The organism is Enterococcus sp. 7E2_DIV0204 (assembly GCF_002140855.1).
In the GTDB taxonomy this organism is placed as follows: domain Bacteria; phylum Bacillota; class Bacilli; order Lactobacillales; family Enterococcaceae; genus Enterococcus_L; species Enterococcus_L lemimoniae.
On the sequence record NZ_NGKY01000006.1, the window covers coordinates 17,804 to 37,014 of the forward strand.

The 19,211-nt window shown below is 36.7% G+C and carries 29 protein-coding genes; all 29 read right to left on the reverse strand.

All coding sequences use genetic code 11. The features are described from left to right. Positions 1-6: 6 nt before the first annotated feature. Positions 7-396 carry a phage capsid protein gene (locus A5819_RS18640; protein WP_086279624.1) on the reverse strand — a complete coding sequence of 130 codons (390 nt, stop codon included), beginning with the start codon at positions 394-396 and terminating at the stop codon, positions 7-9. Next, positions 396-779 (reverse strand): hypothetical protein, encoded by a 384-nt coding sequence (locus tag A5819_RS18645; RefSeq protein WP_086279625.1) that lies wholly within the window; start codon positions 777-779, stop codon positions 396-398. The genes A5819_RS18640 and A5819_RS18645 overlap by 1 nt, the downstream gene beginning before the upstream one ends. Continuing rightward, the gene (locus A5819_RS18650; RefSeq protein ID WP_086279626.1) at positions 772-1,089 is read right to left on the reverse strand and encodes a hypothetical protein; all 318 of its coding nucleotides are present in this window, start codon (positions 1,087-1,089) and stop codon (positions 772-774) included. The genes A5819_RS18645 and A5819_RS18650 overlap by 8 nt, the downstream gene beginning before the upstream one ends. Further along, entirely contained in the window at positions 1,086-1,430 is a 345-nt protein-coding gene (locus A5819_RS18655; protein ID WP_086279627.1) for a phage head-tail connector protein, read from the reverse strand. Before A5819_RS18655 ends, A5819_RS18650 begins: the two co-directional genes overlap by 4 nt. A 10-nt stretch (positions 1,431-1,440) precedes the next feature. Then, positions 1,441-1,614: a hypothetical protein gene (locus A5819_RS19450; protein ID WP_176271517.1), complete on the reverse strand. Its 174-nt coding sequence runs from the start codon at positions 1,612-1,614 to the stop codon at positions 1,441-1,443. A 7-nt stretch (positions 1,615-1,621) separates the two neighbouring features. Next, positions 1,622-2,560: a phage major capsid protein gene (locus A5819_RS18660; RefSeq protein WP_086279628.1), complete on the reverse strand. Its 939-nt coding sequence runs from the start codon at positions 2,558-2,560 to the stop codon at positions 1,622-1,624. A gap of 12 nt (positions 2,561-2,572) precedes the next feature. Further along, positions 2,573-3,184: a DUF4355 domain-containing protein gene (locus A5819_RS18665; RefSeq protein WP_086279629.1), complete on the reverse strand. Its 612-nt coding sequence runs from the start codon at positions 3,182-3,184 to the stop codon at positions 2,573-2,575. A 235-nt stretch (positions 3,185-3,419) separates the two neighbouring features. Next, on the reverse strand, positions 3,420-3,698 hold the full coding sequence (locus A5819_RS18670) for a hypothetical protein (protein ID WP_086279630.1): 279 nt from the start codon (positions 3,696-3,698) through the stop codon (positions 3,420-3,422). Between the two features lies 1 nt (position 3,699). After that, positions 3,700-4,641 carry a minor capsid protein gene (locus A5819_RS18675; protein WP_086279631.1) on the reverse strand — a complete coding sequence of 314 codons (942 nt, stop codon included), beginning with the start codon at positions 4,639-4,641 and terminating at the stop codon, positions 3,700-3,702. Positions 4,642-4,646: 5 nt separating this feature from the next. After that, positions 4,647-6,164: a phage portal protein gene (locus tag A5819_RS18680; protein ID WP_254907349.1), complete on the reverse strand. Its 1,518-nt coding sequence runs from the start codon at positions 6,162-6,164 to the stop codon at positions 4,647-4,649. Between the two features lie 34 nt (positions 6,165-6,198). After that, a complete protein-coding gene (locus tag A5819_RS18685) occupies positions 6,199-7,542 on the reverse strand; it encodes a PBSX family phage terminase large subunit (RefSeq protein ID WP_086279738.1) in 1,344 nt (447 codons plus the stop codon). Between the two features lie 5 nt (positions 7,543-7,547). After that, positions 7,548-8,042: a terminase small subunit gene (locus A5819_RS18690; protein WP_254907348.1), complete on the reverse strand. Its 495-nt coding sequence runs from the start codon at positions 8,040-8,042 to the stop codon at positions 7,548-7,550. A gap of 55 nt (positions 8,043-8,097) precedes the next feature. Then, positions 8,098-8,790 carry a hypothetical protein gene (locus tag A5819_RS18695; protein ID WP_086279633.1) on the reverse strand — a complete coding sequence of 231 codons (693 nt, stop codon included), beginning with the start codon at positions 8,788-8,790 and terminating at the stop codon, positions 8,098-8,100. Positions 8,791-9,073: 283 nt separating this feature from the next. After that, on the reverse strand, positions 9,074-9,277 hold the full coding sequence (locus A5819_RS18700) for a hypothetical protein (protein ID WP_086279634.1): 204 nt from the start codon (positions 9,275-9,277) through the stop codon (positions 9,074-9,076). A gap of 234 nt (positions 9,278-9,511) precedes the next feature. Then, a complete protein-coding gene (locus A5819_RS18705) occupies positions 9,512-9,964 on the reverse strand; it encodes a hypothetical protein (RefSeq protein ID WP_176271476.1) in 453 nt (150 codons plus the stop codon). Between the two features lie 4 nt (positions 9,965-9,968). Continuing rightward, positions 9,969-10,238 carry a hypothetical protein gene (locus tag A5819_RS19455; protein WP_139843557.1) on the reverse strand — a complete coding sequence of 90 codons (270 nt, stop codon included), beginning with the start codon at positions 10,236-10,238 and terminating at the stop codon, positions 9,969-9,971. A gap of 56 nt (positions 10,239-10,294) precedes the next feature. After that, positions 10,295-10,777: a hypothetical protein gene (locus A5819_RS18710; protein ID WP_086279636.1), complete on the reverse strand. Its 483-nt coding sequence runs from the start codon at positions 10,775-10,777 to the stop codon at positions 10,295-10,297. Next, a complete protein-coding gene (locus tag A5819_RS18715; RefSeq protein WP_086279637.1) occupies positions 10,770-10,985 on the reverse strand; it encodes a hypothetical protein in 216 nt (71 codons plus the stop codon). Before A5819_RS18715 ends, A5819_RS18710 begins: the two co-directional genes overlap by 8 nt. Then, positions 10,978-11,415 (reverse strand): methyltransferase domain-containing protein, encoded by a 438-nt coding sequence (locus A5819_RS18720; protein WP_217808598.1) that lies wholly within the window; start codon positions 11,413-11,415, stop codon positions 10,978-10,980. Before A5819_RS18720 ends, A5819_RS18715 begins: the two co-directional genes overlap by 8 nt. 126 nt (positions 11,416-11,541) lie before the next feature. Then, positions 11,542-12,462 (reverse strand): DNA (cytosine-5-)-methyltransferase, encoded by a 921-nt coding sequence (gene dcm / locus A5819_RS18730; RefSeq protein ID WP_086279742.1) that lies wholly within the window; start codon positions 12,460-12,462, stop codon positions 11,542-11,544. Positions 12,463-12,523: 61 nt separating this feature from the next. After that, positions 12,524-12,742 (reverse strand): hypothetical protein, encoded by a 219-nt coding sequence (locus A5819_RS18735; RefSeq protein ID WP_086279639.1) that lies wholly within the window; start codon positions 12,740-12,742, stop codon positions 12,524-12,526. 2 nt (positions 12,743-12,744) lie between these two features. Further along, entirely contained in the window at positions 12,745-13,074 is a 330-nt protein-coding gene (locus tag A5819_RS18740; RefSeq protein ID WP_086279640.1) for a hypothetical protein, read from the reverse strand. Further along, positions 13,067-13,939: a hypothetical protein gene (locus A5819_RS18745; protein WP_086279641.1), complete on the reverse strand. Its 873-nt coding sequence runs from the start codon at positions 13,937-13,939 to the stop codon at positions 13,067-13,069. The genes A5819_RS18740 and A5819_RS18745 overlap by 8 nt, the downstream gene beginning before the upstream one ends. Continuing rightward, positions 13,940-14,476, reverse strand: a complete 537-nt coding sequence (locus A5819_RS18750) for a DUF1642 domain-containing protein (RefSeq protein ID WP_086279642.1) — start codon at positions 14,474-14,476, stop codon at positions 13,940-13,942. Continuing rightward, positions 14,463-14,612, reverse strand: coding sequence for a hypothetical protein (locus A5819_RS19460; protein ID WP_176271475.1), 150 nt, complete (start codon positions 14,610-14,612; stop codon positions 14,463-14,465). The genes A5819_RS18750 and A5819_RS19460 overlap by 14 nt, the downstream gene beginning before the upstream one ends. 226 nt (positions 14,613-14,838) lie before the next feature. Next, on the reverse strand, positions 14,839-15,024 hold the full coding sequence (locus tag A5819_RS18755) for a hypothetical protein (RefSeq protein ID WP_086279643.1): 186 nt from the start codon (positions 15,022-15,024) through the stop codon (positions 14,839-14,841). Continuing rightward, on the reverse strand, positions 15,021-15,485 hold the full coding sequence (locus A5819_RS18760; protein ID WP_086279644.1) for a crossover junction endodeoxyribonuclease RuvC: 465 nt from the start codon (positions 15,483-15,485) through the stop codon (positions 15,021-15,023). Before A5819_RS18760 ends, A5819_RS18755 begins: the two co-directional genes overlap by 4 nt. Beyond that, on the reverse strand, positions 15,482-16,942 hold the full coding sequence (locus A5819_RS18765; protein WP_086279645.1) for an ATP-dependent RecD-like DNA helicase: 1,461 nt from the start codon (positions 16,940-16,942) through the stop codon (positions 15,482-15,484). Before A5819_RS18765 ends, A5819_RS18760 begins: the two co-directional genes overlap by 4 nt. Then, positions 16,939-18,759 (reverse strand): hypothetical protein, encoded by a 1,821-nt coding sequence (locus tag A5819_RS18770; RefSeq protein WP_139843309.1) that lies wholly within the window; start codon positions 18,757-18,759, stop codon positions 16,939-16,941. The genes A5819_RS18765 and A5819_RS18770 overlap by 4 nt, the downstream gene beginning before the upstream one ends. Between the last annotated feature and the right edge of the window lie 452 nt (positions 18,760-19,211).

Genomic DNA, 19,211 nt, shown 5'->3' on the forward strand with positions numbered 1-19,211 from the left:
ACTCTCTTATAATATTTTGAATTCCAGAGCAATCATTGCCCGTTTTAGTGGTGTGTTAGTGGATAGGTCATCAATTAAACGAATATCACTCGCTTGTATATTGAGCGACCAGTTATAGCCCTCTGTTTTAGAAATAGATAAAGCCTCAGCAAATATTGCTGAAGCCATGTCTGATATTTGTTTACGTTTTTTAACTAACCCCCACACAGACAGATTCAGAGTGACTGATCCTTTAATATCTGTTTTGTTGGGTTGATGAATTGTTTGGGTGTCTTCAAATTCAACAAATGGATACTGAATATCGTCCATAGGTTTATAGTCATACGTCTTGTATCCTAATTCGGTTGACTTTTTAAATACTGCATCAAAGATTGATTGGTCTCTAGTTTTGATCACTATTGCATCAACCTTTCTAAATCTGATTTAAACTTCTGTTTTTGTTTACGAAGTGGTGGTAAAAAGAAATCTCGTTTAACCATATACCTTGTACCACGAATCAAATAAGGTGCGTATTCCGTTTTCGGTCCTGTATGTCCAGTTAAACCATTATTAGATATATGCATCGTAATACTACGCTTAGTTGCTCCAGTTGGTTTGACAAATTTCTTGCCTTCCCAGTGACCTGTTAAAACTAGCTGCGCCTCATTCTGCATACTTGCAGTCAATTCTGCTGTATTTGTCTTTACAATGGTTTTTACATCATCCATTGTGGCGTTTTTCTTTAGCTTTTTAGATAAAGCTGTAAGACCGTTAACTTTAAATGATGCTCCTTTAGCCATCCTTAATCACTTCTTCCACGATTAAGCTATGCCTTTCGCTAGGAGTTCGTTCCGTAGTTAGTTGGTATTTCTTCCCACCATATTCAATGTGATCCCATTTAGGTACAGAAAAGAGGGGCTGAGTCCGAATTACCTTAGCCCCTTGTTTTATGCTTCCAAATAAAGTAATAGAACGATCCGTTCCTAAATCAGTAACGTTTACATCTGCTGGCGTTTTTTTAGGACCAGCTTCAACCCATACCCCGATTTCTGTATCATAATAAGATTCAGAGGAATCCTTGACAAAAAAGATTGGTTTGTCATATCTCATCTGAAAAAGAAGCCTCCTTTTTTCGGCTTATAAAAGGCTTCTTCGTCTTTTCGGCGATATTCATCGATCGTATCTTGATATTCTGAAAAATCAGAATCTGGAAATGCCATCGACAAACCTTCTTGAGAATATGACTGCATCCCCTCGTTGCCAATTCGATTGAACCGTTTAAGAGTAACCTCATAGGAAATATATTCAAACTCGGATGGAACGTTGGAAACGCCTAACAATGAAGCTAGACGCTCCTTTGTCCTTTTTTCAATTATTTCTAACTTATCATCGATTGAGCCATTTAAAAGCTTTTTAACATCTGCAGCGATTGAACTAGTTTTGTCTGCCATGAATGATCACCTACTTTTCATCAGATAACCGTTCAAGATAAGAGCTATCAAGATTTTTCTCAACAGCTGCCGCTCTTTTAGCAGTAATATCGATAACAGTCCCTTTAGTGACTATTTCGCCAACTCCTGAAACTTTTTGATTTTCTAATAGTCGAAAGTCTTTTAATACTTTGTATTTAGCCATTTAATCACTACCCTTCCGGAACTACTGCAGCTGGTTTGATTTTACCGAACGCTTCATCCTTAATAACCATGAATCCAATGTCCATTGTAGCTCGCAAAGCAACTAATTCTTGCTCATACAAGTTAACTGGTGTACCGTCTTCGTTTGTTAAAGTGGATAATTGAGCTTCTTCTGAAATCTTGAAACTAATGTTAAAAGGAATACCATACCGCAAGTAATCAAAATCACCAGTGTAAAGGTTCCCTTTCTCCATAGATTTAAGATCTGCCACAGGTAGTCCATCAATTGTATTGCTAGCACGATCATAAATAAATTGAGTTGTGTCACCAATTTTCTTGCTTGCTTCACGTAATTCTGTGCGATTTTTTCGATTAGAAATGAACGCATTCGGATCAAACTCACCTTCACCAAGTAAATCCTCTAGCTCTAAAATATTGTCATATGTTAAACCACCTTCAACAACATTACCGGCTGCAACAACAGATTTTTCGATTGACTGTGGAAATGGATTCTCTTTATCAAGGATTGTAGCTGCATCGATTTTCTTATAGAATGCTTCTGAAATTTTCGGTTGCATTTGAGTAAAGAAATCAGACATCTTATAAGTTAAATACTCCCGAGAAACCGGAATAATAACACCTACTTTTTTAGCTACCATAGTAACATTTAACCATTTTGGTTTAGACGTCTTGATCTTTTCACCTTCACCAACCCAATAAGCTCCAGGACCTTCTGCAAAGTATTCAAATTTCTTTTCTTTGCTGTCCATTTCTTCATATTTTGCCAATTGCATCAACTTAGAATTTTCCATTACATCTTTTAAAATTAACGTGTTGTACTTATCTGGAATCGTTCCGTCTTTTTTCTCTAATACTGTTACGTTGTCTGGATTCCATGTTTGAGCAAACATTTGAATATCCATTTTCATTAATTGTTTTTTCTTCATTTGTATTTCCTCCTATTTTACAATTCGTGTACTTGCTGCAAGGGCTGCAACTGATTTGTTTTCTTTTTTGTCAGACGAAAATTGACCACCTTCACCTGGTGTTTTTTGACGAGCATTTTCTTTCTTGATCATTGATACATAATTTGTAACGATAGCGACAGCTTGTTTTGTAGCTTCTGCGTCGTCTGAAACAAGCAAGCCGAGTAAATCATCATCGTGTGGCAAACTAGCCTCTGACAGCATTTTAGACGCTTCTTTTGTCATAGCTACTAAAGCTTGACCACGTTCTAATTCTGCAATCTTTTCTTCTAGCTGTTTCTTTTCATGTTCAGCTTTTTCCTGAGCATTCATCTTAGCTAGCTTTTCAGCTTCTGCCTGTTTTTCTTGTTGTTCTTTTTCCCAAGCTTTTTGAGCTTTATTCTTTTCAGCAGCAATCATTTTGGCTACTTCATCACGAGTAAATGTTTTGCCCTCTTCACCTTTTTTATCTGGATCAGCTGGATTTTCAGGGTCAATTGAATTCGGATCAGCTGCCGGCGCTGCTCCTTGCCCTCCTGGCTCACTGCCTCCTTCTGGATCAGCAAAGTATTGTAAGTTTAAAGGCATTAATAAACGTTTTTTCATGATTATTCCTCCACGGTTACGCCGTTACCCGATAAATTTGATTGGTTACGCCAGTCACTCGAAACAGGCTGTTCTTTAACGCCTACAGCAAGAAAAGGCATAATAAAAAGCCTAGTGATCTGCTAGACTTTATAATTTATTTAATTGTTTAGCTAAGTATTCTATGAATAGGTCCATTCTAGTTCCTATTGCAACTCTTGAAATAAATTCTGATATAGACTTACTCAAATTTTGATCACTCATCTGAATTGTCCTCTATTTGATGTTTCAAATCATCCATCAACTTTTGAATCTTTTTTGTTAATCGTTCTTTTTTCTTGGTGAAAAACTTAGTATTTTTTTGCTGATACATCAGTGCTTTAATTTCAGGATCCGTATAAAAGATAGTTGAACGATATCCACATGACTGACATTCAGCATAATGATGTTCGACACTGTTTGGTAAAATGTCGAATTTCTGCACTAACGTCGTATGCTTACCACACTTATTACATACATACATTTGTTTGACCATTCTATAATCCCCTCTCTTTCAGTGATTTTTCATACTCTTCACGATCCACAAGGGGAGCCGTGGAACATTTACAAAACGGATGCATATAAGGGGCATTTACTCCTTTATTCATTTTCACAACTTTATATGGGCTACCTTTAGCTACTTTCTTGCATACTTCACAAGCAGACGGCTCAGCGATATAAGTGTACTCGTCTATTCCAGCATCTAAATAACTTTGCTTTTGAATATCCGTTTGAATGGATGTCATTTCAGTGATCATTAATCGATTGAGCTTGTACCTTATATTTTCTTGATTCGGCTTTAGAAACTTAGCCAATTCTTTTGCTACTGTTCTGGGGTTTTTCCCCTGTGTAATTGCTCGGGTCAATAATTTTTCTAGATCAGCTTTCATTTCAGTAAAATTCTGCCAAATATTATCACTAAAGGATGGATAGTCACTTGTCTTAAATGACGAATTCACTATGGATGAAACCTTCTTTGCGTAGTCTTTGTCTAAAGTACTACCTAAAATTCCTGCTTGACGAATGTATTCTTGTTTGACTGCTTCTGACAACTGGCCATAGCCCCATTTATCAAGACCGTCAAATAAAGAAACGAGTTCTAATCCCAGTTGAGCCTTCAGTAGTTCTAGTCTCGATACTCTCATAACAAGATTGTAAATTTTTAGTTCTTTGTTCGCTTGTGGGCTGAAATCTTTATTTTTAACGTATTCTTTCGCTTTTCTTTCAAATTTTTTGACGTCCATTTGATCAGCACGTTTTCGAGCTTCGCTAATTGTAATTCTTTGACCGTTAGAAAATCGATCCCAGTTAGCTTCGATTTCAGTTTGGATCGCATCAATTGCACTTTGCAGTTGCTTTACAATTTCCTTTTCCCGAACTTTATCAAGTTGTATCTGTTCTTTAATCCAAGCATCTTCACGATCTTTTAAATAGGACATTTAGATCAGTCCTCCTTCGGTTGTTCCTGTTTGGCTAAAAATTCTGCTTGTTCTTTTTTTAACTGTTCCTTCTCCTGATCAGTCCCTGGAACTGGTTGATTTTCTGATTTCACTCGATCGATTTCTGCTTGAACATCATCAATAAACGAGGCCAGCCCTAAAATTGTCTCCTGACTTAGTTCGGCTCCAGAATCAATCAATGTTTTTAATTCTTCCAGGATGGCTTTAGGTAGATTAGGAGTAAAGATAATACGCAAACCTTTTAAATCAGAATTGTCAATCTCTGATACGCTTGATTTCAAATTGAACAAAAGACGGTAGCGCCGCACAAGACTTTTTTTAAATAGTCTTTGCTTCACTGCCGTCATTTGATTAAAACCAAACATTTTATATTTCATTGCTTCTCCTGATTGAACACCAGAGAAGTTTGTATCCGTTAAGTCTGGAATCATAGAGATTTCATGGATTCCTTTTCTCACACGTTCTTTGTATGCTTCAACACCGTTTACATCGTACTGCTTGTAAATATAGCTAGCAGTAACAGAGGTTTTATTTCCGTTAATATCGGTACCAGATTCAAGCAACAACATATTGGCTTCTTTTTGCTTTATAGCATCCTCGGTTGTCAGTCCTGCCGCTTCAATGTCCCCGCTGATTACCAGCAATGCATCGTTTAGATCGGTCATGTAATTAGCTGTGTCTGATTGTCCAGCGTCGTAAAGATCAATCTGAGATAAAACATCCTCATATAGACCCATTCGGAACCGATTAGGTGAAAACTCGGTTATCTGGACTTCTTTATAATCGTGATGATCTTCAGCCGGATTATTTAGTTCAGTCGTTGCAATCGTAGTTTCATCATAAGTGATGATTTTATCTTTCGTGTAAATGATTGGCTGAATATACTGTTTATCAGCATCTACAGTAAATTTCGTTTTGGGATATCTAACGGCGAGTATAGGTCTACGTTTAACTGTTGTATCATAGACAACAAAAGTCTCAAAAACGTTACATAGATCCACATAATCAACGTCGTCTTCGTCTCGATATATGATTTCATAAGCTCGACCGTACTTATCCATATCTAACCACAATTCACCGTTTAACCCGTCAATGTCGTTATCTTGATTAAATTCATCAATTGTCATTTGACTATCATCGTTATCGATTTGGACTTTTAAAGGATTACCTGTATTGTACCCAACATCAAACGTAGCAAGAACCTTACCGAAGTTATGCGCTGCACGATGATCAGCCTTTTCCTCTTCTTTGCGGCGTCGATTTTTGATGATGTTTGTATTTTTAGCTTTATAATAATCATCCAAGACCTGCAAACGTGGAACTTGGTGTTCATTATGATGTGCAATCATTTTCGCCAAAACGTCAGTGTCCTTCAATAAATCTTCTGCAGAACTATATCTATAGTGGATGTTAGATTCTACGCTGAAGCTAACAAAGTTTTCATTCACATCACTTGAATAGCTGATGTCCGAACCGTGTTCAAACTCATTAACTTTTAGAATTTCTTCATTTTCGTTTTCCATTGTTCACACTCCTTTAAAACATACGTTTAATTTGATTGATTTGTTTTTTCGTAATAGTCGATTTTCTCTTAGCCCACATATCCTCACTAAACGCATAACGCGTGGCATCAATCGTGTGATTGTCCTTATCCTCAAGCCTCGGCTTAGGGTTGCCGTCTTTATCTGTTTGATAATCAATGTTTTCAAACTCTCGGGCAATGTTTGGCGTTCTTAGTGGATCAATACAGATAAAGTCTAAATCATCTAACCACTCTTCCCCGTATTCCACTGAGTCAGGACCTTTCTTAACGCCAGTAATCTTTTTAATGCCATGTTCATTGGCTAACTCAGCAATAGATTTAGGTTCAGCCGAATCAGCAAACATCCTGTCTGACTGGTAACCTTTATCATTTAATTTCTTAGCAAACTCACGATTGCTGATCTTAACGCCGTATATTTCATCAATTGCATAAATACCATTCTTCTTTTTGTCGTAGTGCCAACGAACGAATGCCAGTGGATCAGTAGCATAACCGAAATCGACAGCATTTCGGATGTTATCAAAGTTTGCTGCCATCTCATCTGTGATAGAACCTGCTTCGACTTGTAAATTGTCAAACGGTACTACACCAGAGCCGATTGCTTCGCCCAAGTATTCCCAACGATATTTTAAAGGCTTTCGCTCTTTGACGTTTTCAGCCTCTTCAATAAATTTTTTAGATAGATGAGGATTCGTTAGGTATGTTGAATGGTGTATATAGGTATTTTTATCAATGAAGCTACTTTCGTATTTCTTATTTACCCACGATTGTCGGCGTTTAGGCGGATTGTATGAGTAATAAAAGCTATAATCGAAAGGATAAGCTTTCTTCCTGTCAGCCTCACTAGTGATTTTCCCTTCTAACTCTTCACGTAGAATAGAATTCTCAATCGAAGTGACTTCATCTTCGCTTTTAAATTCTGCCAGTTCTTCAAACCAAGCGATCGCCAAAGGGAAATCTGCATCTTTAATAGACTTTATTTTGTCTGGATCATCAGCGCCCATACAGTAAATCTTATTACCTCTTGGGCGATAAGTGATTTCTAACCTTGAATCTACAAAACGAAAAAGATGCCGAACGCCTAAGACGTTAGCAGCACCCTTGAAGTTTGCGTATACTGATTTTAATAATGTGTTTTGAACCTTACGGATTCCAACTGCAGATACGGGGTATTCCATAATATCCACTAGGATTCTTAGCGGAATATGAAACGACTTACCAGAACCGCGTCCACCTTTTAGCACATGCCGCAGATGTTCTTTACATCTCGACACAATCCAAAATTCTTTGAACGGTTCTGTAATGATATCTGAAATTTTGATTCGATTCGCTGCCATTGCCATCAGATATCATCCACAATCGTTACGCCAATATCTCCAGCGATATCAACTTTGTCAGTGAACAGCGCATGACGTTTGCCCAATAGTTCTGCAGCTTTGATCTTATCTTTAGCTGAAAGTTCTACACCTTCGTACAATCCTTTTGCTGTCGCCACAGTTTCAGTTTTTTCGCCTCTCATCACAGAAGTAAGATATTGCAATACCTCCGTTCCAGTTGCTATAGATAACTCAACCGATCGATCATCATAGGCATTCTTTAGCTCTTTTACTACTGGTGGAATGTGTTCATACTTATTCATACCTGTAAGCATGTTAGAAGCTAAAGTGTTTGCTGTTTTAGGGCTATAACCAGCTGTCTTTGCAGCTTCTGATCCGTTTGTAAAACCATTAGCAATATATGCTAATATAAATTTTCTTTGCATGTTCCTAGCTGGCGGCCAATCACTCATTAAATTGTTAGCCAAGTAAACCATTTCATCAATAAGCTCATTCGTCATGTTGTTCACCTCCTTCTCTTTAACTAAAACAACCGCCACGAATGACGGTTAGTTATTAATACGACGTACAATGAACCCTTCCGTCATCCTTAATTTCAAGCTTTGTTTTATCATCATAAACGCCTTGAGTCATAAACATGTACTTGTCTTTTTTATTAGGATATTTTAGTTTGTTGAATGTGATAGTATTTATTTTAAAGTCATAATCTGTTTTGAAAAACGAGAAACCGACCGGTACTTTCTTTTGTAAAATACCGTGATGTTTTAGGTTGTCTAACAAATTAGGATACTGTTCTGCTATATATTTGTCTCCGATAATATATTTAGCAAATCCCCATTCAAACTGAATTTCATCTTCTCCGTTATGATAGATAATTCCAGCATTTTCTGATTGAAAAAGAAATATTGGATACGTTACTGCACTTCTGAATAAAATAAAAGGGATGTTACTTTCAATATATTCTTTTTCAATCAAAACAGATAATGAGAACGGTGGATTATCCACAACTGCAACGTCGTTATATTTATCTATCTGTTGCCATAAATCAGTATCACCTGTAAAAGGCACCACATTTTGATGATACTCTTTGGCCACAATATACAGTTCGCTTTCTTCACTAGAAAACGGCATAACAATGGTTTTATGTTTTAAAATTCCACTCGGAACAACCACCAAATCAAAGAACTTCATAGCGGCTTCTTTTGTAGTGTAGTATTCATCGTCTCTATATTTTTTAGCTTTACTCATATTCTCCTCCAAACAAAAAGACCACTCAATGAGTGATCTACTTATCTTTATTTAAATTTATTATCCAGTCACCGTGACGTAACGTGAGATTGCCGAATAATTCTTTATTGCACTTACTACATTTTCGATTCATTCCTAACCGTTGACTTTCCCACGAATGTAAGCAAATAGGGCTAGCTAATTTAAAAAATTTTATCAACTTCACTACAATCACACCTCTTCAATTCTGTATAAAAAGCCACCGCTTATGCGAATGGCTCTGCAGGCGCAAAGCACCCGAAAATTAATTTCTTGCTACACTAGCATTAGCCCACATAACGGACTCTTCTAGTTTGGTTGTCGCTAATGATTTTTCACGACTGTCTGGACAAACCTCGTCAATCAAATATGCCAGTTCCTTCGCTTTCGTTCGTAACTCATTGTACTTTTCTGTTTGACCTTCTTTTGGTGCATGATATTTAAAGTTATTTTCAATTTGATCGTTCATTTTATCAACTCCTAATATTTTTATATGTACCCACCCACAGGCTGTAAACTAGGTATTTACCTGTGAGTGGCGATAACCAACTAAGCAACTATCGTAAATGAGTTGTGTGTGTAATTGTTTGCTTTGGATGGTTTATCTTAGTATTTCATAATATCAATATATCATTATTATAAGGGTGTTGTGTGCCGTCTTTTTACCTAGTTGTGTGCCTGATTTACACCCCCATTCGTGCCATTACTTCAAATTGAACCGCTTAGCTAAAGAATTAACGAGCAAAGAATCTTGTTTTTTACATGCATCTTCTGATAAATGGACTAGCTTTGATACTTTGACCCAGTTAGGCAACTCTTTAGGTCTGCGCTCTTTACTACCGTTATCACTTAGATATCTGTTTCTAATAAGATTAACTGCTTCATCTGAAATATCTTCAAGGAAATTATCTACAACGCTCACATGCTTAACGGTGGCTAGAAACTCTTCGTTAGTCCATACTCGTTCAGCTTCTGCTTCTTGCGGCGCTATATTTGAACTAACTCTTGAACCGCCGATATTTTCATCAGTTTCCTGATAAGGATAACGCAAACTTTCCTCAATTTTTTTAATCTGCTTCTTTTCGTAGTTATGAAGTCTTAGAACTTTTCTAGCATAGTTCTTGGCTTCTTCGCTCACTTTGTAGTATTTGCCCAATCTGCTATCCCTCCCAATCTCTATCTTTGTAAAACTCCAAGTAGTCATCAACAATTTTGGCAATTGATTTTGCCGTAGTAAGTCCACCATCTATATACCAGGTTTTACCTGTAGCATCCTGTACTTCTTCAAGTACAGTTATGTGATCATTTACTGACTCTTGAATGCTCTTGATAATTTGCAAACCTATTTTTTGTTCGATTCTTTTAGTTAAGTTAAGAGTAATCCAACTAGCCAATATGAATCCCATTAAAAAGTAAATACCTTGCTCCATAAGCACTTGCTCCCTCCTATATCATTTAAACAATCCACCAAACGCCTGCTGCCTGCTCATTTTGCTTTGATTATCTCAATGGCCTTAGCTTTGCTTAAATTTCCTTTGTGGTTTTCAATACGTTCTGTGATTCGAGAAATAACCACTCCTCTTTCAGAACTTCTAATAATAGGCTCAATCGTTCTTCTTTCTTGCTCCATTTTTGAAATCTGATTCCTAAGTTCTCTGTTCTTTATGACTTGGTCATTCCATTTATTGTCTGTATCGATTATTTGCTTTTCTAAAGCTCCAACTTTTTCATACTTGTAGTTTAACTCTCTGATGATCCGCTCTTTATTTTCAAGAACTACTTTCAACGCATCCAATTCTTCAATTTTTACTTTTAGGTCATTAATTTCTTGCTCTTTTCGATCTAACTTGCTTTGTAATTCTTTTTCTTTATCATATCCCTGGACAACATAGGCTTTTAAATTATCAACCGATATTTGATCCGTAAGTTGTGTTTCTTCCTCTGGTTTCTTCTTAAATACATTAAACATTCTCTACCTCCTCAACCTCACTATGTCCACATAGCAGCGTTTCTGCTTTCCAAATTCCACCATGCTCGATCGCCACTTGATGCCTGTCAGCTTTGGGGAAATACAGGATCACACAATTCTTACCGACAGACTTTACTTCTAGTAGTTGACCAGTATATTTACGTACCCCAGTTCCGATATATTTTACTTTCATGCCTTTTTTAATCATCAGCTATCGCCTCTTTCATAAATACAATCCAATGAGTTTTCGCTCTCTTGTTGCCGTAAAGCGGATCATGATCAATCACCTTTAAAATCTCAGCTAGTTTTATTTGGTCCTCATTCCACTTAAAAACAAGTGTGCCGTTAGGCTTAAGGACTCTCATGCATTCGTCAAATCCTTGGCTGATATCTGCTTTCCAAGTCCTCTCGTTTAGCTTTCCGTATTTCTTGGCCAACCAACTATTTTCACCTGCTTTTAACAAATGAGGTGGATCAAACACCACATGATAAAAAGTATTGTCGGGAAACGGCATATTTCTAAAGTCTGCTTCTACATCAGGTTCAACCTTTAGCGATCGACCATCACAGAGAGTATCATCTAGTTGTCGGTTATCCATGTAGAGGACATCTTTATTTTGTTTGTCGTACCAAAACATTCGACTACCGCAACAAGCATCTAATATTTTTTTAGTCACAGCTATCACCATCCAATCTAACAGCAGCCGTCCTCTTGCCTTTGTCACGTTTTACATTGCTAGGCGTTGCCCAAAATTCAATGTTTTTCATAGAATCACCTCGAATATACTTTCAAAAAACGTTACTGGAATGCTGTTACCAGATTGCTTATACAATGGCATTGTAAATCTGCCATTCCGTTTATGAGCGGATGCAGCACGATAATAATCCTCGTCACTATACCCTTGTAGTCGCCAGCACTCCAACTCAGTGAGATATCGGAAACGATCATTACCGCAATCAACTACTTGCGCCGGGCTACGATCCTGTCTGGTTGTGATCGTGTAGGCAAAATCTTCGATAACCGTCGCTCTCTTGATTCCCTTTTTGCCAATGACTGAAAGTATACTAGGCTGAGTAACTGTGTAAACGTCATCAACAGTTGAGCTATCTAGCAGAAACTCATTGATATTTCGCATAGGTCTTTTCCTAAGTAAATCAAAATTGAATGGTTCGGCGTTTAAGGTCGAAATAGTAAATACTCTTTGCCTTGCTTGCGGTAGTCCGAAGTCCCTAGCATCTAAACACTTGAAACTATTGGAATATCCTAGCTTCTCCATTTCTTCCAAATATTTATTGAAATTGGATCTCATGTTCTTGTGTAATACAGCTTTGACGTTTTCCCAAATTACTATCTTTGGTCGCCACTCGCCCAGCTGTCTAATAATGTTGATCGTTTCCCACATCAGACTCGAACGTGTACCGCTGTTAGCATCTGCACCTAATCGTTGGCCTGCAATACTAATATCTTGGCAAGGCGAGCCGTGGATAAGAATATCTGGTTTGAGGTTCCATCCGACAACTGATTGAGTTTTATAGAGCAGGTCCTCTGCAAAAATTGCGTTATAGCTATCTACAGCTTTTTGGTCTATCTCAACATAATCAATTGCCTTTGCTGGGATGCCTAAATTTTTTAACGCTTTAAATGGTGATCCAACACCACCGAATAATTCTAAAGTTTGTATCATAATCACAAAGGAGTAAAAAGCTTTTTAGTCCTGCAGGAAATCTCCTACTCCCTTCGTTTAGTTAGTCTTTCGGCTCCAAATAACTGTTTAAATACTTGATATTTTCCTCAATCTGTTTACGCTGATTCTCAAAATATTTATTGATGGTTTCATCATCTGTACTAAAATTCTTTCGATTATGCCAAGTATTTTCCAACTGCACAGTCTGTTCGTATATGGTCTTAGCATGATCTTTTATATAATTGATTCGCATTTGTGTATAACCATAAGCTTCTTCCATCCCTACTCATTCCTTTCATCGCAACGATTTAGCGAAAATCCATTTAACGGGCTATGATATGTCGTATAGCCTTTAGGTTCTGTGATAAAAAGCCAAATGTTAACTAAATCTAAATACCCATCATCCACATGTTCACCATATGCAGCGATAAATTTATTTTTGTTGATCCCTAATAGTCCGCAGAATTCTTGTAGCATTAATTGGCTGTTTTCATTATCTTCAATCAGAATATATAAAACTCCTTCTGATTCGTAGTCGGCTTCATAAAGTTCGATGTCATTTAAAACATCTAATGCTTTTTTAAATTGTTTCTTTTGTTGTCGTTTATTCATTGTTTTCTACCTCCTGCAGTTCTTCGGCTGTTTGGATGAGGTCAAATTCATCAGCGTTCATATCATCCCAGCCATAACCGTCAAATCCACTCACGCTAATTAAGTTCGATTCGCTAGTTGTCTTTGCGAAAAATAGCTCTTCTTCATACTTCACTATGTCTCGATCACGAAACTCATCCAACTTACGCCCTTTACTGGCAAAGTGTTTCGCACGTTTAAACGTTGCTATCTGTTCGGCGGTGGCTGGTTGTACATATTTCTTATCAAGTTCAATCCTTGCATTGCTTAATTTTCCTGTTTCAGTATCTAAAAACCCCGCTTCTACGATGTTACCCATAACAGCAGTAATTTTTAAGATGTGTAGCACATTCTCCATGCTTTTATAAAAGTAATACTCCCCGACCGAAAACGCTGGTTGGTGGTCAGTCATAATTTGTGACCAAGGTGTAGGATTACTGTTATTATTTTCAATACTTAAATCTGGTTGTAAATCTTTTTTTGATGCCAGTTGAAATAGTTCTTCATTTTTTTTAATCTCGTCATCGATATTGACAAATTCTGATCCTGATTCTTTCAGGCTTATAAGGTAGCTACCATGTTTATACAGCTCATGTTTGAGTGTTTTCTCTGTCATTGCGAGTCCTCCTGACCATTTTTTTGCTACAATGTATATTACAGGCTCACCGTCACTATAGTGTATATAACTAACAGCAGGATCAACTGTCGTTACTGTAAAATCAAGAGCATGTGAGTAAACTTCTGGTATATCTTTAACAAATATTCTTGTCGGATAAATTTCTTCTTCTATCTCAAAATCTGCTGTTGTATCATCATTTAATACTGAGAGTAATTCTTTCAATTTCATTTATTCTTCCTCCTCTACTGGTACAGCAAACGACCAGTAACGCTCGTCTACTGCTTTGATTTCTTTTTCTGTAAGTTTCTTAGGTGTATACCTTGAACTGAAAAAACTTGATTTAGGATCGTCTAAAAACCGATCACAGTATCTAACTTTTCTCCCTTCAAGCGGCAACTCAATATAATACAACTGCTCTTTCTCCACAGTGTAATCATCCTCCAACCAAGCGCGAGCCAAAATTTCAGCATTGATTTTATCTTTTTCTAACCACCCCTTAGCATCTCTAGCTAAATAGCTGTTAGAAACACTTGGGTTAAGCAAATCTGCAAGCCCCCACGTTAATCCTTTTACATGTTTAATCCATTTGTGAATCAACTCAGGCACCACAACCTTGTCCTGTTGGGTTGGTAGTGATGATTTGTACTCTTTGACTAACTCTAAAGCATGCCTTATTCCTCCGTTATACCCATCCTCGAAATCTTTATTTATCGATTTACTACTTACATTTTCTAGCTCATCTATCAATTCCTCAATCTTTCCCATGTGTCGCGTCCTCCTTAGTTTCCCCAGAAATATTAATTAATAACTTTTGCGCCACTTGTTGGATATGCTCATTGTGAACGCCTACTAGTTTTGTGTAATCAACCAATTCTTTTGCTAACTCAATAGAATCATTCATCTACTCCACCTCATTTAGTGATAAAGTCTAAAAAGCTCCCGATAGCAATACTCATCACAAGTTTCCCATCGTAATGCGTATTTATTGCGTTTGATATCTAATTTCTTTCCGCAATACTCGCAATATAGCATTTCTTCTTGGTTATGAGCGATTGCCCATTTCTTCAATTGCTTTTTCTTTTGTCTGGCGTTCATCTACTTTGCCCCCCCACGCTCTAAACTTTGGCTTATTCATTCGGCTCACCTTCTTGTTCCCGTGTTAGGCTTAGAAAAATTAGACGCGCCATCGTCACTGCCTCTTCGTAATCCTCTAGTAATTGATCGCTGTCTTCGAACCAATCGAAGCTTTTTTTGTATTTTTCTAGTTTGTTACCCATTTCATTTATAATCCGGACTAATTCTTCTTTATTCATTCTTCAGTCTCCTTTGCTGAAAATGCTCTCGCAAATAGAATTGCCTCACACTCATCTTCTGAGGGTTCGATTTTATAGATGCCTTTGACCATATCTAAAGCCTCCTGTTTTACGAGATCTCTCTTCTTATTCTTAATACCAACCCTTTTTCTCCATTCTGTTGCTTTGACAACATTTACGATATACCCTTTTTCTTCCAGGCATATCTCGAGTGTTCCTTTCAGTTTTGCCAAAACTTCATAGACTACAGGGTTTCTTTGGACTTGTATGCCCTCGATAAAAACGAAAGCTACATCAAATTTCTTGCACAAAACCATGCATTTTTTTATAATTTCTCGAATACGTTCATTTGTTGGTCCTAACGGACGAATAACACCGTAAGCTACAATTTTAGAGTTATTCGTTTCCATTACACACCATCCTGTTGCTGTAGTTGATTGATCAAAAGCAATAAGATTCATTCAATGTGCCTCCATTCTCGATTAGGCTTATAATTCGTTTTTATTGCGTCACCGATGATAATCAATGTCTTTCTAGCACGAGTAACAGCAACATACGCCAAATTTTGATAATCATTTTCACTTGGCTGATAAGCAACTACATCCCATTCACTTCCTTGGGATTTATGGATGGTTAATCCATACGCTAAATCGAAATTGTTTTCTAAATCTTTTTGATTTTTAAATGTAATTATTTCTTCACTATCTTTCTTTTTGGCGCTGTTCGCAGAAATGATTTGAAAAATTTGACCATTGTAGAACCGGTCTTTTTCATTTGTCTTCGCAACGATCATGTCACCAACACTGAAGTTAGGCGATACAGTAACAAAACCATTTTTTACTCGTTGCTGTTCATTGATCACTTTTACGTTATGATTAGTAAAGGATAATGCTACCTCCGCTCCTCTTTTGAATGCTTCATCAGAATTGCTTACAACCTCAATGTTCGGCATTGGCATATTAGAATTTTGAGGAATCCCTAATATTTCTCTTCCCAAGGCTATGATATCTGCAGATTCAGACCGCCAATTTTCTTTCAATTCAGCCGTTTTAAAAATTTCTTGCAGTCTCTCAAAAGGACGTCCATATTCAATCGGCTCAAGTTGGTTTTTATCACCAACGAAGATTAGTTGTTGCCGGTCATAAATTCGCATTACTTTAGCGAATAACGGTGTTGATAACATCCCGCTCTCATCAATTACAATTGCATCACAGTTTGTAGGGTTATAAACAAAACTGTGGATCGTTTGAACTTTTACCGTACTACCTTTTATTTTTGACTGTAACGCTTCCCTAGCTTTATGAGTAGGTGCCAATACAGCTACATGTTTTCCGTTCAATTCCAATTGTTTGATTATTTCTGCAGTTACAAAACTTTTTCCAGTTCCAGCACCACCGACCATACATGAAAATTGATGTTTTACACATATTTCTAATGCTTCTCGTTGTTCTTTACTTAAATTCAGATGTTGATCATATACTTGATTAAATGTTAATTTATTTCGAGGAAGACGTTGAATCGATTCAGCCACATACAACGTGTCTTTCGTTGTTAAATAATATGGCTCTTCATACAAGACAACACCCGTTCCTTTCAGATCATCAATGTGAAGGGCTACGATGTCACTCCTTGTTTGTTGCATTTTTGTAGTAACATCCACAAAAACTTTAGCAGCCCTTTCTTGTTCTTCTGTAAAATTAATGTTGTATCTCACAATTGCATTTTTAGCATTTTTGAACGCGTACCTGTCAAGCTCCATAAAAACCATAAACGGATTCTCTATTTCCAAAAGATAATCAAAAAAATCAATTGGATTGTAGCGATCAGCTCGTCCTTTGTATTGTTTTGTATTTTTGACAAAAGCATAGGTGTACGTACTTTCAATATTCGCTTTTAGTGCCTTTGAGTAGTTCCTCATCTATATATCACTTCCACTTCTTTTTCAGGTAATCCGTCCAGGATTGCTTGCGCTTTTGTTCTTTCTATCAGTTCAGCAGCTTCTTCATGCCACTTGGCCATTTCAGGATTGTCTAAGGTGTCTTTTAAATACATGTATATTTGTCGATAGGTTTCGTTCCGGCTTCCTTCTGAAATGCCGTGATCCAAAACTTTGGTTAACAATTTTGCTTGTGCATGATTAAAACTTAGTAAAGACTTTGTACTAGTTGAAAAATCAACAACCTTACTGCTTTTTTTGCGTTCTGACGGTCTGAACTGATCTACATTAACCATTGTTCCAATTGTCATTGAAACGTCTGAGGAAGCCAGTGGATAGCCCATAAGTTGTGCTACTTTTTTGCTTGCTTCATCAATTTCCAACTCCAACATTTTCGCTACGCCAGTAACCACATTTTTATATTCTTCTTTGTTCATTTCGCAATCTGACATCAATATGATTCTCCAACGATTCGACCGATCAAAATAGTACTTCGCAGTAGGATAAACTAAACCGAACAGTCCTTGACTCTCTAATTTCTTTTCTATTTCTTCCCTGGTATACTCAGCATCATCGATATCAATTGATATTAAACGACGACCACCTTCGTAATTTTTATCTGATCGCTCGTTATCTTTGAATGTACCGTCGATAAAATAAGCAAGTTGGTATTTTTTGATATGTTTATATTCTTGTTCTGTAGTCGCGCCTGAAAGGAGTTCGATTCCTCCGACTTTTTCAGCTTCGATATTATCGATATCATCGAGGAAAGATTGCAACGATTCAGAAGGGCTATATTGCAGCTCACTTCCAACAAATCCTTTTTTTATATTTAAAGGGATTTCTATTGATAAAATACTTTGAAGTAATTGTTCTTGTTGAGAAGCCAAAGCCTCTTCTTGTTGCTCTTCTGTTCGTAATTCCTCTTCGAATAGGTCAGACTCGTCTTTGTATTCAAAACCAGTAAATTCAAATGCGACATTTGGAATTACAATCCATCGAGCATTTTCACGCCCGATTTTTTTATTAGAAGTTAATTGATAGATTCCTAACTCTTTTATATCCTTCATCGCATTCGCCAATTCATGAGAACCTATAATACTTTTATATTCTGTAGGTTTCATGAACCACTCTTGATCAACTTGACGAAAAACTGTTGCTTGTAATTTGGTAAGAGCATTTAAAATTTCTTCTTCTGCTACAAGTCCTTTTTGATACAATGCAAACATCATTCTATCTGCTTCTTCCACGTTTTCTAATTCTTTAATAATAACGACCGGATCAGCATTTCTATTTCTAATTTGCACAAACCCAATTTCATTTTGGTAAAGAAAACGGTGCCCGTCATATTGCAAATTGAGTGATTGATCATCCAAGACTACTATAGAAGGTTTCTCCCAAACCACCCTTCTTTTATCAACAACAAGAGTGCGTTCAGCATTTTTATAGATCATCATGCTTTCTTCAAAAGCATCAGCGATATTTAAATCAAGATTTTTACTGGAATACGTGCTTCCTTTAATGACACTGGTCACATAGTTTATTTTTTTTACATAGACAACTTTTTTTCTGTGTGTCTCAGTAATAAAGTTTTGAGACAAATTCAAACTAGAAAATGTTGCAATGTCCTCTTTGTCTAAACCCATTTTAAGGAGCAATTCAAATGTTCTGCTGTATCCTCCAATGGCCACAAATAAAACCTCGTCCATTCTCGTATATTTTGTCAAACTAGTAGAATTGATTCTGTTGTATATTTTTTTTAAGTTCTTTTTCGATTTGTCGAAAATTATTTCTCCCACTTGTTTTATCACTCCTTTCATGGTAGACTTAGTTAAACATTTGAATAGTAATTTATCAGATATACCCTTTAAACTTTGTGAAAAGTTACAAAAAAGGGTATATCTTTCTATTTATATATATTATTAGTATTTAAATATACTAGGTGTAACTTTGTAACCAAATCGCTACATCCATTGGGAGAGTAAGATTTAGAGTGGTTACAGAAAAGTTACAAACATGGTTACAGTTACAAAAGTTTTAGGAATTTTTTCAAATCCGAGGTTATTTATTGCTCTGTGTAACCACTTTGTAACTTTTTTTGTAACCTCGAACAATCCTTTGTGGCTCTAAGCGCCAACCTCATTTTTACGACTTTGTGAAAAATGCGTTTGTAACCATGTTTGTAACCACTTTTTAGAACGGTAAATCATCATCTGAAATGTCAATAGTCGATCCTTCACCACTAAATGGA

What these genes read in the sequence shown, in the direction of transcription:
- A5819_RS18745 (WP_086279641.1), bottom strand. Translation starts at nt 13,939, where the DNA reads ATGAAATTGAAAGAATTACTCTCAGTATTAAATGATGATACAACAGCA.
- A5819_RS18670 (WP_086279630.1), bottom strand. Translation starts at nt 3,698, where the DNA reads ATGGTCAAACAAATGTATGTATGTAATAAGTGTGGTAAGCATACGACG.
- A5819_RS18735 (WP_086279639.1), bottom strand. Translation starts at nt 12,742, where the DNA reads ATGGAAGAAGCTTATGGTTATACACAAATGCGAATCAATTATATAAAA.
- A5819_RS18660 (WP_086279628.1), bottom strand. Translation starts at nt 2,560, where the DNA reads ATGAAGAAAAAACAATTAATGAAAATGGATATTCAAATGTTTGCTCAA.
- A5819_RS18675 (WP_086279631.1), bottom strand. Translation starts at nt 4,641, where the DNA reads ATGTCCTATTTAAAAGATCGTGAAGATGCTTGGATTAAAGAACAGATA.
- A5819_RS18690 (WP_254907348.1), bottom strand. Translation starts at nt 8,042, where the DNA reads ATGACGAATGAGCTTATTGATGAAATGGTTTACTTGGCTAACAATTTA.
- A5819_RS18765 (WP_086279645.1), bottom strand. Translation starts at nt 16,942, where the DNA reads ATGAGGAACTACTCAAAGGCACTAAAAGCGAATATTGAAAGTACGTAC.
- A5819_RS18695 (WP_086279633.1), bottom strand. Translation starts at nt 8,790, where the DNA reads ATGAGTAAAGCTAAAAAATATAGAGACGATGAATACTACACTACAAAA.
- A5819_RS18720 (WP_217808598.1), bottom strand. Translation starts at nt 11,415, where the DNA reads ATGTTTTGGTACGACAAACAAAATAAAGATGTCCTCTACATGGATAAC.
- A5819_RS18755 (WP_086279643.1), bottom strand. Translation starts at nt 15,024, where the DNA reads ATGAATAAAGAAGAATTAGTCCGGATTATAAATGAAATGGGTAACAAA.
- A5819_RS18645 (WP_086279625.1), bottom strand. Translation starts at nt 779, where the DNA reads ATGGCTAAAGGAGCATCATTTAAAGTTAACGGTCTTACAGCTTTATCT.
- A5819_RS18710 (WP_086279636.1), bottom strand. Translation starts at nt 10,777, where the DNA reads ATGTTTAATGTATTTAAGAAGAAACCAGAGGAAGAAACACAACTTACG.
- A5819_RS19450 (WP_176271517.1), bottom strand. Translation starts at nt 1,614, where the DNA reads ATGGCTAAATACAAAGTATTAAAAGACTTTCGACTATTAGAAAATCAA.
- A5819_RS19455 (WP_139843557.1), bottom strand. Translation starts at nt 10,238, where the DNA reads ATGGAGCAAGGTATTTACTTTTTAATGGGATTCATATTGGCTAGTTGG.
- A5819_RS18655 (WP_086279627.1), bottom strand. Translation starts at nt 1,430, where the DNA reads ATGGCAGACAAAACTAGTTCAATCGCTGCAGATGTTAAAAAGCTTTTA.
- A5819_RS19460 (WP_176271475.1), bottom strand. Translation starts at nt 14,612, where the DNA reads ATGAATGATTCTATTGAGTTAGCAAAAGAATTGGTTGATTACACAAAA.
- dcm (WP_086279742.1), bottom strand. Translation starts at nt 12,462, where the DNA reads ATGATACAAACTTTAGAATTATTCGGTGGTGTTGGATCACCATTTAAA.
- A5819_RS18685 (WP_086279738.1), bottom strand. Translation starts at nt 7,542, where the DNA reads ATGGCAGCGAATCGAATCAAAATTTCAGATATCATTACAGAACCGTTC.
- A5819_RS18740 (WP_086279640.1), bottom strand. Translation starts at nt 13,074, where the DNA reads ATGAATAAACGACAACAAAAGAAACAATTTAAAAAAGCATTAGATGTT.
- A5819_RS18700 (WP_086279634.1), bottom strand. Translation starts at nt 9,277, where the DNA reads ATGAACGATCAAATTGAAAATAACTTTAAATATCATGCACCAAAAGAA.
- A5819_RS18650 (WP_086279626.1), bottom strand. Translation starts at nt 1,089, where the DNA reads ATGAGATATGACAAACCAATCTTTTTTGTCAAGGATTCCTCTGAATCT.
- A5819_RS18750 (WP_086279642.1), bottom strand. Translation starts at nt 14,476, where the DNA reads ATGGGAAAGATTGAGGAATTGATAGATGAGCTAGAAAATGTAAGTAGT.
- A5819_RS18760 (WP_086279644.1), bottom strand. Translation starts at nt 15,485, where the DNA reads ATGAATCTTATTGCTTTTGATCAATCAACTACAGCAACAGGATGGTGT.
- A5819_RS18665 (WP_086279629.1), bottom strand. Translation starts at nt 3,184, where the DNA reads ATGAAAAAACGTTTATTAATGCCTTTAAACTTACAATACTTTGCTGAT.
- A5819_RS18715 (WP_086279637.1), bottom strand. Translation starts at nt 10,985, where the DNA reads ATGATTAAAAAAGGCATGAAAGTAAAATATATCGGAACTGGGGTACGT.